This is a genomic window from Parabacteroides hominis, assembly GCF_014287585.1.
GTDB classification, from domain to species: domain Bacteria; phylum Bacteroidota; class Bacteroidia; order Bacteroidales; family Tannerellaceae; genus Parabacteroides; species Parabacteroides hominis.
Window position 1 is genome coordinate 67,045 of sequence record NZ_JACOOJ010000002.1, and the last position, 14,574, is coordinate 81,618.

At 43.9% G+C, this 14,574-nt stretch carries 9 protein-coding genes and 1 pseudogene; 1 reads left to right on the top strand and 9 read right to left on the bottom strand.

All coding sequences use genetic code 11. The annotated features are described in order from the left end of the window. Window positions 1-17: 17 nt before the first annotated feature. The 9 genes from H8S65_RS01745 to H8S65_RS01785 all read right to left on the bottom strand — a co-directional run bounded on the left by H8S65_RS01745 (window position 18) and on the right by H8S65_RS01785 (window position 13,983). The gene (locus H8S65_RS01745) at window positions 18-1,049 is read right to left on the bottom strand and encodes a DUF4837 family protein (RefSeq protein ID WP_186928243.1); all 1,032 of its coding nucleotides are present in this window, start codon (window positions 1,047-1,049) and stop codon (window positions 18-20) included. 60 nt (window positions 1,050-1,109) lie between these two features. Continuing rightward, entirely contained in the window at window positions 1,110-2,141 is a 1,032-nt protein-coding gene (rlmN, locus tag H8S65_RS01750; protein WP_186928244.1) for a dual-specificity RNA methyltransferase RlmN, read from the bottom strand. 109 nt (window positions 2,142-2,250) lie between these two features. Then, entirely contained in the window at window positions 2,251-4,389 is a 2,139-nt protein-coding gene (locus H8S65_RS01755; RefSeq protein ID WP_186928245.1) for a peptidylprolyl isomerase, read from the bottom strand. Window positions 4,390-4,486: 97 nt separating this feature from the next. After that, window positions 4,487-5,743, bottom strand: a complete 1,257-nt coding sequence (locus H8S65_RS01760) for a hemolysin family protein (protein ID WP_186928246.1) — start codon at window positions 5,741-5,743, stop codon at window positions 4,487-4,489. Beyond that, window positions 5,743-6,483 (bottom strand): LPS export ABC transporter periplasmic protein LptC, encoded by a 741-nt coding sequence (gene lptC, locus H8S65_RS01765; RefSeq protein ID WP_186928247.1) that lies wholly within the window; start codon window positions 6,481-6,483, stop codon window positions 5,743-5,745. The genes H8S65_RS01760 and lptC overlap by 1 nt, the downstream gene beginning before the upstream one ends. 2 nt (window positions 6,484-6,485) lie before the next feature. Continuing rightward, window positions 6,486-7,850: a tetratricopeptide repeat protein gene (locus H8S65_RS01770; RefSeq protein WP_186928248.1), complete on the bottom strand. Its 1,365-nt coding sequence runs from the start codon at window positions 7,848-7,850 to the stop codon at window positions 6,486-6,488. Window positions 7,851-7,879: 29 nt separating this feature from the next. Further along, window positions 7,880-9,169: a BamG family beta-barrel-assembly machinery protein gene (gene bamG, locus H8S65_RS01775; protein ID WP_186928249.1), complete on the bottom strand. Its 1,290-nt coding sequence runs from the start codon at window positions 9,167-9,169 to the stop codon at window positions 7,880-7,882. Next, the gene (locus tag H8S65_RS01780) at window positions 9,156-9,935 is read right to left on the bottom strand and encodes a type III pantothenate kinase (protein WP_186928250.1); all 780 of its coding nucleotides are present in this window, start codon (window positions 9,933-9,935) and stop codon (window positions 9,156-9,158) included. The genes bamG and H8S65_RS01780 overlap by 14 nt, the downstream gene beginning before the upstream one ends. Window positions 9,936-10,011: 76 nt before the next feature. Then, window positions 10,012-13,983 carry a glycoside hydrolase family 2 TIM barrel-domain containing protein gene (locus tag H8S65_RS01785; protein WP_494546180.1) on the bottom strand — a complete coding sequence of 1,324 codons (3,972 nt, stop codon included), beginning with the start codon at window positions 13,981-13,983 and terminating at the stop codon, window positions 10,012-10,014. A 190-nt stretch (window positions 13,984-14,173) separates the two neighbouring features. Here H8S65_RS01785 and H8S65_RS01790 point away from each other — a divergent pair. Beyond that, window positions 14,174-14,524 (top strand): annotated as a pseudogene (locus tag H8S65_RS01790) (AAA family ATPase); the annotation flags it as partial. Between the last annotated feature and the right edge of the window lie 50 nt (window positions 14,525-14,574).

Sequence of the window (14,574 nt, forward strand, 5' to 3'; positions counted from 1 at the left end):
TCTTTCATTTAAGTTTGTTACTTCTCCTCAGGAACATCCAGTTTCTCCACCTGTGTTTCTTCAAATTCACCAGGCAGGCGCAAAGTATACAATGCGGATTCGACACGGCGGATAAAATTGCGCTTATCCGTCTCCGGAGCGAACACGAAGCCTTCAGCGACTACAACCCGGTTGTTCTTTTCGTCCAAACGTGCATGGCTGACAAACGGACCACCCATCATATCGCCTTTCATATGCCACAAACCGCGCAGCACACCACAATACTTACCATTGATCGTTGTCGGGCTATAAGTCACCCAAGCAGTATCCGTGGCCATATAAGACCCAGGAAAGGTTCCCGGCATATTCAGCATCATGACAGAGTCACGTTTTGCAATCAGGTAGTCGGCTGTGAAAGTATCAGCATCCTTATACGGGAAATCATAGACGACAATATCCGTACGTCCTGTATTGGCATTATTGGAAGCCCAGAAAAAGCCGGTCGTGTCACGGAAATAAGTCATATTTGCCGGAGCACTCAACATGACGTTAAAGCGATCCTTTACATGATCCATAACCACCGGACTGTGTTCTTTCTCCAACTGGCCGATTGTACGGTTTCTTTCGCATTTCGTAAAGAACTCCACTATGTTCCGCGGATGAGCCTTTACATATTCAAGAATGGCTTCATCATCGGGAGCCGTCAATGTCATCACAACCTGGCCTTTCGCCCAGCGATTGTTCTCATAGCTCAGCGAAACTTTCGTGTACTGAGATTTATCTATTTTAACAATCAAAATATTGCGCACATACGTCAACAGACCGTTAAACTGGTCAGGAGTCGCATAAGTGATCTTAAAGGCAGGTTCGGCCTGTGGCAATCCCGGAATATCGGACGTCAGTTCGGCTTTGATAGCCTTTCCGGCAGGGGCATCCCAGTCAGCTTTATCCATCGTCACTACAATTTCATAGGCGAAACCGGTAGCATTTCTCATCACCGGGCCCGAACTACATGCTCCCATAATGACAAGGAGCATTAAAAAGCTGATCAATAAAGAATGTGTTTTCATACCCGTTTAATTTTTTTGTTATACAAATATAGCTTCTTTTCCCTCAAAAAGATACCATTTCTATTCTTTTTGTTGTTTCTTCGCCGTAGAAAGCATCCCGCATGCGGCAAATATGTCTTCTCCTCGTGATGCCCGGATCGTACAAACGATGCCTGCTGCATTCAACGTATCCCGGAACGTCTCCATTCTTGCCAAGTCCGAACTTTCCAACGGCACATTGGGGATTGCATGAAAACGGATCAGGTTGACCCTGCAAGGGACTTTATCTAATAAACAAACCAAAGCCTTCGCATGTTGAAGATCATCGTTCAATTTTTTAAAAACAATGTATTCGAACGAAACACGGCGTTGATGCGTAAAATCATATTGTTTGATCGTCTCGATAATATCACGTGCAGGAAAAGCTTTTTCAACCGGCATCAAGGACAGCCGCTCGTCCGGATAGGGTGAATGCAGGCTAACAGCCAAATGGCACTCGCTCTCTTCAAGAAACCGTTTTAACCCTTTAGCGACTCCGATAGTCGAAACCGTGATCCGCTTCGGGCTCCATGCATATCCGTAAGGAGCGGTCAGGATTTCCAATACTTTGAACAGTTCATACACATTGTCCAGCGGTTCCCCCATTCCCATAAAAACGATATTGGTCAGTTCCTCCGTTTCCGGTAAAGATTGTATTTGGTTCAGGATCTCGTTAGCCGACAGATTTTTGGTAAAACCTTGCTTGCCGGTCATACAGAAAAGGCAATTCATTTTACATCCTACCTGAGAGGAAACACACAATGTCGCCCTATCTTCTGTCGGAATGTACACGGATTCGACAAAATTACCAGGACCGGCAGGATACAAATACTTAATTGTCCCGTCCACCGACTTCATCAAATCGGAAGGAGGCACGGCTCCCACTTCGAAGTTTTTCTCCAACAAAGCACGTTTCTCCGCGGCAATATTTGTCATAGCAGCAATAGAAGTCACTTTCTTTTTATACAGCCAGTCAGCCATCTGCTTGGCTGCATAACCCGGAAGTCCGGCTTCGGAGGCTACTCCTTTCAGTTCATCCAGAGTCATTCCCAATAAACGTCTTTTCTCACTCATGATCCTTCTTCTGTTTCTTTCATGCAAAGATATAAAAAAACCGCCAATCGTAGCCGATTGGCGGTTTCCTATGATAGACCGGCAGTCTCCTGCCGCTACAGTTCTACTATTAATAGAAGCGGATACGGTTATCTTCTACATCAGCTTTGTTAACCAACGACTGGATAGCCTGGAAACCGAAGCGGTAAGCGTTAGAAGCATCCAAAGCTTTGATTTCGGCAGCTTCGTCATAGTTCTTGGCATCCTTGTTCTGTTCGTATACCTTGAATACATATACACCGTTGTTACCGGCAACCGGAGCACTCAACTGATCTTTCTGAGCCAGGGAAACCATTGCATTCAGCTTCGGTTCAACACCGATACCTGCGATGCGGCGTGTTGCAAAGCTAACGAACTTTACAGAATCTACAGAAGAATTCATAGCCTGAGCATAAGCTTCAACAGAATTCAAATTCTTGGCAGACAGGTCCTGTGCGATCTTTTCACCCTTCTTCTGAGCGATCAACTCTGATTTCAACATCGGAGTAACAGATTCCAAAGAACGGTAACCTTCCGGCAACGTACCCTGAATAGCTGCAATCACAAACTTATCGTCACATTCGAAGATTTCAGAAATATCGCCCTTGCTGTTCTGGAACGCCCAACGGATTACCGGACGGGAATTCTTGATAGAACCCAACAACTGGTCGTTAGCAGTAACTGTCACATTAGACAACAAATTGTAACCGGCTTCTTTAGCGGCATCATCCAATTTATCCATATTCTGATTCTTAGAAATAAACTGGTTCAATTCATTATAGATATTACCATAAGTCTTCGTGCTCGGAGATACGGTCATATCGATATCGGCCACTTTATACTTGTCAACGTTTGCAGTCTTATCGGTAACCTTGATGATATGCGTACCATACAAAGATTTCACAATTGAATAATCATTGACCGGAGTTGAGAAAACAGCTTTTTTGAAATCATCATTTACACCTCTCAAAGCTGTCGCTTCAGTAAACCAACCCAGTTCACCGCCTTTTTCAGCAGCCTGGTCAGCAGAATATTCCTTTGCCAAGGCAGCAAAGTCGCCACCTTTCTTCAATACGTTCAACAAGCTATCGGCTTTTGCTTTGATAGCAGCTTCATCGCCTGTATTTGCCAACATGATATGGCTGACCTTTACAGAGTCAGGAGCAACGGTTTTGTCTACCAACTTAAACAATCTGTATTTGTCGTTTTCGAAAACAGGACCGTATACATCACCTACATTCGCAGTCTTTACAAATTGCTTCATTTCAGGATCCAATGCATTCTCTGTAAAGAAAGCGTCCATATAAGGTATTTCAGAATTTTCCGTTACCAGATCAGCCACTTTTTCAGAAGTAGCCAACTCGCTCTTCAAAGATTCGATCTCAGCACTTGCTTTGTCGTAGTCCTCTTTGCTCGGACGGATATCGACAGCGATATACTTGATTACTTTTCCTTCTTTCTGCTTGAACAACTCTTTACGCTGATTGTACAGCTTTTCGATATCGCTCTTGCTTACCTGTATAGTTGAATCAGGAATAGAAGCATAAGATTGCATTGCATAAACGATATCAGAGCTTACAGCCGAACCGTCGAAAGCATCCTTTGCATCCAGTTTGTTGGCAGAAACAGCCTTGCTCAACAGAGTCGTATATTTCTGTTCCAGACGTTGACGTTTGATATTCTTTTCCCAGAACATCCAGAACTGACGAGCCTGCAACAACTGTGCCTGCTGGTCGGCAGGATAGTTAGCGATATTATCGTCGTCGATCGTCTTCAAGAAGTTTAATAATGCAGTTTTGTCAAATGCACCAGTCTGCGGATTTACAAACATCTGCATCTGTTGGATCATCGGGGAAATGTTTTCACCCTGAACCATATCGAACAGTTCTTCCGGACCTACTCCCATTCCTAATTCGGAAGTTGCTTCATTCAAAACAACATCCTGTACCATACCATCGAATACAGACTGACGGATTTGAGTCTGATATTCTTCGGGCAGACTGGTGGAACCTGTCTGCATTTTGTACATTTCAGTCATTTCGTCTACACGATCCTGAAATTCTTGAATTTTAATAACTTCTCCGTCTACTTCCGCAACCTTCTCCTGTGATTGTCTGAAATAAGTAGAACCGGAGTTCAAAAAGTCACCGATGATAAAAGCGAACAATGCCACCCCCACAACGAGTACCAGCAGTCCTGCTTTGCTTCTGATTTTTTCCAGCGTAGCCATTTATCTTTATCTATTTTAAAGTTTATTATTCTACATTTTAAGGGCACGAAGATACGAAAAAAAGAGATTGCCGCATCTTTTTATGCTCTTTTTTTAATTAACTCACTACTTTCATACGAACTAATTCGATTTTCGTAGCCGTCACTTTTATGATTTTAAAAGAATATTTATCGATTACAACCGTTTCATTCAACTTCGGGAATTTCTGATAAAAGTGCAATATAAAACCGGCGATCGTCACATAATCATCCGACTCCGGCAATTCCAGATCAAACTTTTCGTTCAACGTATCGATCTCTATACGACCGGATAGCAGATATTCGTCATCTCCTACCTTCTTGGCGACATACGATTTGATATCGTGCTCGTCTTCTATCTCTCCGAATATTTCTTCTACCAGGTCTTCCAGGGTTACGATTCCCGAAGTACCGCCAAATTCATCCACCACGACAGCCATGCTTTTCTTGTCCTGCATCAGGACTTTCATCAATTTATTGGCAGCCATCGTTTCGGGAACGATCGAGACGCTTCGGATACTTTGTGTCCAGTCTTCCGGGTTTTTAAACATTTCCGAAGAATGGATATATCCGACAATATCATCTATATTTTCATTATAAACAAGTATCTTGGAAAGTCCTGTCTCTATAAAACGGGAACGCAATTCCTCAAGAGTGGCTGTCTTATCACATGCCACAATTTCCGTACGGGGAACTATGCAATCACGCAAACGCACATTCGAGAAATCGAGTGCATTCTGAAAGATCTTCACCTCCGTATCCATATCCGAATTCTGAGGCGCATCTTCAATACTCTGCTGGATAAAATAGTCAAGGTCGACCTTCCCCAGCGCCCGTTGCGTCGAACCGGTCACATTCTTTACACCTGCAATTTTCAGAATAAGGAAAGAGAGCAGAGACGAAAATTTAGAAATCGGATACAATACAATGTATATAATCAACAAAGGTACCGAAAACAAGGTAAGCGAAAAGTTCGGATTCAGTTTAAAAACAGTCTTTGGAATAAACTCCCCGGTAAACAATATCAGGATAGTCGAAATAATAGACTGAGTCAAAACAATCAGAGCCTCGTTATTTACTACACGTGCAATAAACGGTTCCAGGATAATCGCCATCTGCAAACCGTAGACCACCAACGCAATATTGTTTCCGACCAACATCGTAGATATAAACTGATGCGGGTTCCGGTAAAATATATCCAAAATCTTACTCGTCAGGCTTTTTTCCTTTTTGTCAAGTTCAAAACGTAACTTATTGGAGGAGATAAAGGCAATCTCCATCCCTGAAAAGAATGCAGAGAAAGCCAATGATATTAATATGTATGTAAGTGCGCCCATTACTTCGTTTTATCCATCTCGACCGGCACCAATTCCTGCGGAGCCGTTTTTTCCATTCGTGCCGGTTTCTTCTGCGGAACAGTAGCCGTAGCTGGGTTGATAGCTACGGGCACGGAATCTGCCGGAACGGTATTTTGAGTCGAATCGGTCGTTGCCGATTCACTGACAGGGAATATTCCCTGAGAATTAAATATCTTATATTGAGTCATATCCTGATTCGATTCGAATCCGATACCAGTTATGATCTTATCTTCTTCTTGTATCCGGATGTATTTATCCGTATAGATTTTTTCTTCTTTCTGATTCCAGAAAAGAAGAGACGTTTCAAACGTTTTTCCTTCCAGGCTTTCCACCTTTACGTTCCCGGCCCATTTCCATAGACCTTGCTTCTCATAGTTATAGGCAGTATCAGCCCTGAGACTTGCTTCTGTACGAAACAGCGTGTCGAATTTTTCTACATAAATACCTTCAGGAAAATACGAGAACGGCTCTTTAGCTTTATCGAATTTCAGAAATTCTTTAGCGGTAGCGCGATAGCGCGTAATTCCCGAATCGGAGAACTGAGTAGTATAATCAGTAGTCCTCAACGTATAGGTTGTTTCGGGATCGAAAGCAACCACAACCACCTCCTTTTTATCGCCATTACAGGAGGCAGTAAATAAAAGAAGCATAACAACTACCACTAAGATAGTTGTTATGCCTTGTTCGTTCGTTTTACAAAGAAAACGGTTCTTAATCATAATTATCTGATTGTGACAGTCTCACCAATCCAGCCCCCGATTTTGAAAGTTTTTCCTTTTTCCAGATCCGGGTGCATGAAAACCTCTTCCGTTGAAGGAAGGTGAGCACGATAAGTATTAGCCAATTTAGCAGCATCTTCTGCCACATTCTGATCTACCTGTCTTGCTTTTTCAAATTTATCGATAGCTGCATAGTAAACAACTTTTGCCAATACAGCATCATTCGGATAGATAGATTTAGCAGATTTAGCATACATGTTACCGATCAGGATGTACGGTGCACCGTAATCAGGATTGGTTTCGATTGCTTTCTGGCAATATTGTCTTGCTTTTGACAAGTTGTTCTGTTCGAACAACAGCACACCGATCAGATAATAATCTTCAGCTTTTGAAACAGCATCGGTTTCCATATTGGCAGCTTCTTCGAAATACTTGATTGCCTTATCGTAATCTTTTGCTTTTACAGCCTGCTTAGCAATACCGATAGCAGCATCTGCACTCGGTTCCAGTTCGTAAGCATAAGCAGCAGCAGCGTAGAATGCTTCGATTTCCTGGCAACGAACGCGTCTCAACATGGAAAGGATCTCCTTCAAGGCATCCAGATTTCCTTTAGCTGCTTCCACTTTGCTTGCATACATATTCTGCAATGTTTCACAATCAGCAGCACCACTTCCTGCAAAACCGCCATCGATGGCAGACTTGAAAGTAGTCAGGTTCTTAATTTCCTTTTCATTATTTGCAGCTTGGGCAGCAGCCAACTGAGCAGCGATAATCTTAGAACATTTCAGGTAATCTTCCAGATATTGTTGTTTGAAATTCGGATCAGCGATCAATTGCTGATGTGCAGCCATCATATACAGAGACACACCCATTGCTTCGGTATTTTCACCGAATTCGTTCACAACTTCACCCAACCATCCATAAATAACTTTAGGATCAGCATTATCACCCATCAGACGCAAATAATCGGCAGCCTTACGAGCAATAATCCAGTCTTTACCATATTTCCGGTCATTACCGAAATATTTCACACGCGTATCATAAACTTTCATCAAATCCTCAATAAGAGCAGCTTTCTTCGCCGGATCTTTCTCGGTATTGATTTTCCAGTCCATGATCTTTACTCCATACAGGTAGATATCCTTATGAGCCCCCGGACATTCGGTATAAGCCTGATGCCAGAATTCATAAGCATCCTTGAAATTCCCTGCTTTGGCGTAAGGGACAAACAAGCTGATATTGGTAATACAACGTACGCTATCTTCACCAGAACCGAACGGAGTACCAGTATCCACACCTTTTTGTGCATAAGCTCCGAACGACATCATCGAGCATCCGAGAGCCAACAATAATACTTTGATCTTCATATTTATTTCTATTAAAGTTAACTATTTAGTTAATCGACCTTAAACTTCATAAACCACGCTTCATTGAACGTATAATTCACGGTAAAACGGAAATACTGTTCATCAATCATGTTCATCTTCACTTCCGGTTTCTTTTTCACATATTCAAACGATATGTTAATCAACGAACGGTTATCAATCAGCGGTAATCCCAGACCGACACTTGCTCCGATCTCGTTATAACCGTCTCCGGAAGGATTGGCATCTGTCCGGTTCATACGCAAATATGAATTGCCATAATGGACACCTGCACGATAGCGAATCCGGCTGAAATATGACTTACGCATATAATCCGGAATATATTCGCCACCCACTGCGACCCGGTAACGATTCTTGAAATTACCTTTCTCCCCAAAGTAAGGCATTTTTCCCCAATCTTCATAGGAAAAATCTGCCGCTAACGTTAATTTATTTTGTTTCACATATGAAAGACCCACTCCGTACGAATTAGGCAGATCAAATGCTTTACCGCTAATTGTGTCAGACTGAAGAACTTCCCCATCCGATCCGGAAGATGTATAAGACTGGGTCAATTGATAAGATTTAGCATGCAAGCTCTTTTTCGGAGAAAAGACAAGACCCAATGTCACACTTTCCGTTTTACTTAACGGATGTGTATATTGCAAACCGAAATCCATCTTCAAATCACGCACTCTCAATTCCTGGCTACGATTCGTATTATATGCTCCGGTACCTTCGCCACTCATGATAACAAGCTGTTCATGCGTGATATTTCCAAACAGGAAACCGAAATTGGCGCCAACAGCCAAACGCTTTTTCCAAAGATCGATAGAAATACCGCCATACAAATCACTCAAACCGCCCGATCCGTTATAGGTTTCCGTAAATGTCACTCCCTGGTCGTTACGCAAAGTGCCAAATTTATAACCGACATAAGAATAGGGCAACAGACCTATACTCAAGGCTATCCGGCGATGAATCGGGAACTGCATTGCGATATATTCCACATTTCCGTTTATATCGTTCTGCCGGGCATTTCCGTCATCGAACCACGACAACTGACCGGCTACACCAAAATCAAAGAGAAATGTCAGGGAATCCATGCAACTGTATGACGCCGGGTTCATCGGATTTATCTGTTTTGGCGAACGTAATCCGTAACCTACACCGCCCATGGCTCGACCTGCGCCGAACGAACGTTCTCCCAAATCACCGTACCCGAAACGAGTATAGGGCGAGTTAGTATTGTTTTGCGCCATCAAAGGCAACAGTATGAATATAAGAACGCTTGTTATTAGTACCTTATTAATCTTCAACATTATACTCTAAGATTCTGTTTAATCCTGTCAACACTAAATTAATGTCTGCAAAGATGGAGTTTTTTAGCCGTCTTTCAAAATAAAACGAATGACCGCCTGTTAAAAAAACCAAAAGGTTAGGATATTTTAGCCGAAGCATTTCGATATACCCATCCATCTCGCACACTATACCATTTACTACTCCAGCCTGGATGGCTGTTTCCGTATCCGTTCCGACCAGAGAAATGTCCTCCTGCTCGACCACCAAAGGCAATTTCTTCGTAAACTGGTTCAATGCCTTGAACCGGGTTGTCATTCCGGGCGAAATATTTCCCCCTAAATAAGAACCGGAAGCATCGATCAATTCATACGTAATAGCTGTTCCGGCATCGATCACCAGCAAATCCTTTCCGGGTTGCAGGTAATTAGCTCCGACAGCGGCAGCCAACCGGTCTCTACCCAACGTTTCAGGTGTTTTATATTGCACCTTAATCGGAAGAGACACCGTTTCGTCCAAAAACACAAAATTCCGAAGATTGCTTTCCAAGTATGCAACCAATTCGTCATCTTTATCTATCACTGTCGAGAATATCCCTTTCGTCAACGGGTATTTCTTAAAGATAGAAGAGATAACTTCCACGTCGAATTTCTTAAACACAAAAGAAGCCTCCATATGCTTCTTATTGTATACAGCCACCTTCGATGATGTGTTTCCTTGTTCTATAATGAGATTCACGTATCTGAATTTTTCCGCAAAGAAAAACAAAAATGATGAGATAACAGACATATCTAAGGCACAAAGTATAAAAAAACAGGAAAGGAATGACTTCCTCTCCTGCTCCATCATATATCGTAAAGTTCAATTAATCAGCTAAAATCACCAGTTCGGCTCCCGATGCAAAATCTTGTCCGCGCTGCTCGCTCAATGCGGTAAAGCGGATATAGCGGGCTTTAACCGGCTGATCGAACAATACTTTCTTTTCCTTCAGGTTATTTTCAAAAGTGCCTTTCAGGATCGGTTCACCCCAGTTCTTTCCGTCTTGGCTGACACTGATCGAATAGTCCTTGATATTTCCATTCGATCCGTCCTGCCGGGGAAGGAATGAAAAGCCTTTGATCTGTTTTACTTCACCGGCATCCAAGTCCACCCAATGCGGATATTTGGCAACGGTAACAGAAAACATCGTGTGCCAGATCGTATTCGGATCGCCATCCGTCAGATTCTTGGCGTCTCCGTAACCGGACTCTTCACTGCTTGTATAAACCACTTCCGTCTGGATACTTTCGATTTTGCTAAATGAAGCCGTTGCATTGATTTTAGGATTATCTTTAAACCAGGCTTTTACCGCCCCCCCATTGCGGAACGGTATGGCTTCCGTATATTCCTTCGCTTTTCCTTTCCCGTCGATCGTATAACAAATCACAGCATCTTTGCGGGCAGATGAAAGCTCAACTGCTCCGGCGCGATTACGCATGATTGTCAATGGCATTTCTCCGGCGGGTGCAACATTTGCAATAGCCGTTAAATCTTTTCCGGCGGGACGGATTATAAAGCCCATGTCATGATGTCCGGCAAAGACACGATCCTGTTCCAGTGGCCCGCCTTGTCCGCAACTGTTACCGCCCAACCCTGTCACAGCCGCATCCAAGTGCAGGTAAGTATCTCCGGCCACCGGCAATTGATACGGATGCGGAGCCAAAATCAAATCAAGTGCAGAGTATTGAAGAGCCGATGCAGACAAACGGTCGGTAGCCACAAACACAACACCGTCACCAGCCGGATCGGTCAGAGCACACCAGCGTACATCCTCGTGGTTACCCATATCCTGAGGTTTCGGGAAATTCACAAACTCGCCTGCCACCGTATTCTTATGCTGTTCGATAAACTGTCCGCTCTTACGATCGGCATAGTTGTCGATCGGACCACGTCCGTAATAAGTGAAGCCGGCATATTGCTGCGGGACTTTCATCACATATCCTAAGCGCGGCAATACCAGGCTTGGACGGTTGGAAGTGATGCTCGACTGCAATTCGATAGAGCCGTCAGGATAAACGGTCCAGATTTGATTCGTCGTAAACTTGAAATCATTTTCTTCGAATCTCTTATCCGTCAGTTCCTCTATACTATTCTTTCCCGTGCTGGTTCCACCTTTGATCTTAGCCCCGTTCGGTGCCTGCGACTCGACAGTGAAAGCCAGAACGACCGTACCGTCCTTTCTTTCCAGGACCGTACTGTTCGTTGCCCGATGTTGGAGGTTATGCAAACCGTGTTCAAACCACTGCGAATAGAACCAGTTGTCGTTATTGGTAAAAGCACGCAAGGCATCGAGCTTCGGACCGTTTCCATCAGCTATAATCGTCTTGCCTCCGTATACCAGGCTATAGATCGTACCCGTCTCCATATCGAACTTGGCTACGAAATTGTCACCGCTCACTGCTTTAATCGAAGCATCCGAATTATCCAACTTCACTTTTCCGGCAGAAGCCGTCACGGTGCTGATGGAAGGACGCGCTGTAGCTTCCTGCAACAACATTTGTTCCTCCGCCACCACAAATCCTTTTTCAGCCCACGGCATATTAACTTTAAGAAGGAACTGTACCTTTACAAAATACTCGGAATCATTCTTCAGCTTGTCAAAAGGCACAGGAACTGACACCTGGGCTTTGGTACGGGCAGGAATCGCCCCGGAATTAACCAAACCGGATTGAATTTCCTTTCCGTTTTCGTAAACCGACCATCTTACATCATAATCAGAAAGATCCTTAAAGTAATATTTATTGAATATCTCAAAAAGGCCTTTCCGGGCATCGACCGCTTTCACGTCAATATGCTGATATACTTTCTTGACTTCATAATACTGCGGTTTCGGCTCCAGATCACCGAACACAATGCCGTTCATCACAAACTGACCGTCATTCGGAGTATCGCCGAAGTCCCCGCCATACGCCAGATAGCGTTTACCGGTCTTTTTATCATAGTTATACATCGACTGGTCCACCCAATCCCAGATAGCACCGCCGCAGAAGAAGTTTGTCGATTCTATTGCTTCCCAATAATCCACCAGGTTACCACAGGCATTCCCCATAGAATGGGCATACTCGGAAATATGGAACGGGTATTTGATATCATAATCACCTTTCACCGCACCACGCGTCCAACCGATAGACGGATATTGGTTCGATCCCATATCCACTATATCATTATTACGTTCATACTGGACGGGGCGGGATTTATCCACCAGCTTCAACGCATCATAAGCAGCCACGAAGTTTTCGCCCGATCCCGCTTCATTACCCAACGACCAGATCACGATAGACGGATTGTTGATATTGGCATGAACCATCTCCATCACACGTGCGACATGCGCCTTTTTCCATTCCACCGGATGCGAAAGGGATGCAGCCCCGTAATAATATTCGTGCGACTCGATATTAGCTTCGTCTTCCAGATAAAGACCATATTTATTACATAAGAAATACCAATAAGGATCATCCGGATAATGTGAATTACGCACATGGTTGATATTAGCACGCTTCATCAGCATCACCTCTTTTTCCATCATATCGCGCGTGATGGCATGCCCGACCGCCGGATTCGATTCATGGCGGTTCACGCCTTTCAGCTTGACGGTCTTACCATTTATATAATAGTAACGTCCGGCCAATCCGAATTCATCTTCTTCAGCCGATGTATCTTTGATTTCGACTTTGCGGAAACCGACAATAGTCGAAACGGTTTCTACCGTTTTGCCTTTGGCATTTTTCAACTCCGCCACTAATGTATAACGATACGGGAACTCTGCCGACCATTTGTTAGGAGCCTTCACCTTTAATAAAGCCTGCGAAGTTTGCGTCTGGCCGGGATTTACGATATCGACCGTTGCCGAAGCCGCCACATTATTGACTTTCGTATTTTCATCCGAATACAGCTTGTTGGCATACAACGTATATTCCAATTTATATCCTTTAGCAGCTTTCTTATCCAGGTTCCGTACATCGGCCGAGATTGCCAGCGAGCCATCCGTATAAGCAGCATCCAGATCAGGAGTCACGATCAGGTCGCGGACGTGTACTTTCGGAGTCGAATAGAGAGCAACCGTCCGGAAGATTCCCGGCAGGCGGAACATATCCTGCGCTTCCAGGAAAGAGCCGTCGGAACTACGATACACTTCGGCGGCTACCACATTCATTCCTTTACGGAGATAAGGGGTAATATTGAAATTAGCCGTATTACGTGAATTCTTGGAGAAGCCCACATAACGTCCGTTGATCCAGAGATAGAAGAAAGAGTCGACCCCGTCGAAGCTGATAAAGACTTCGCGTCCGTCCCAATCCTGCGGGATTTCGAAGTTACGACGAAAAGAACCGACTTCGTTCCGGTGCTTATAAGTCGTCCAGTTTGTCGGCGGAGTCCGCATCACACCTCCGCGCCAGTCGTCGACCGCCACTTTATGCTGAAAGATAACGGGCTGATTCACATAGATGGGCACACCATATTTCTGGTTACCGTCTTTCTGAATGCCATAAATGTTCCAACTGGAGGGAACCGGAATATTGTCCCAACCAGACACATCGAACTCCGTCTTATAGAAGTCTTTCGGACGTGAATCGGGATCGGGCGCCCAATTGAATTTCCAATCACCGTTCAGCGATTGCCAGAACCGGCTGTTTTCAGGCAATACCTTACGAGCACTTTCCACATCCTCGAAAGGGAAAATATAAGCATGCGGTTGTTCTTTGTTCAGAGCCAGGTTCTCAGGAGACTCCCACTCTTTGCCGGTCGGCGCTTCCACCAGTCCGTAACTAAATCCCCCAAGCGGCAATTGATCAGCCATGCTATAGAAAGAAGCACAGCAGAGCGCTAAGGCTAACGAGATTTTTTTCATGATGTTCAATTTAGAAATAATAGATTTTATTTGTGTATTCATTCTTAGACATACCAAATCGTTCACAAATATACGCAATTAACACAGAATACGGAAGAAATAAGTATCTTTGTATAGCAGTATTCAAAAGTAATCCAACATGAGCAACAAAACCTATCCTATCGGCATACAGAATTTTGAAAAAATTCGTAAAGATGGCTATTTCTATGTAGATAAAACATCCTGGATTTACCAATTGGTCAAGACAGGTAGCTACTATTTCCTGAACCGGCCGCGCCGTTTCGGAAAAAGTTTGCTAATTTCTACACTCGAAGCCTACTTTCAGGGGAAAAAGGAACTTTTCGAAGGCATCATCGAGCGGGTTTGCCGGAAAGAAGGGCAGCGGGTTGTGATTTTGGTCGATGAATATGACAAAACCATGTTGCAAGCGATCGGAAACGAAGAACTGCAAAAGAGTTTCCGTGAAACGCTGAAAGCTTTCTACGGAGCTTAAAAAAGCAAAGACGGTTGCATCAAGTTCGGAAAAATGCCATCCAACAC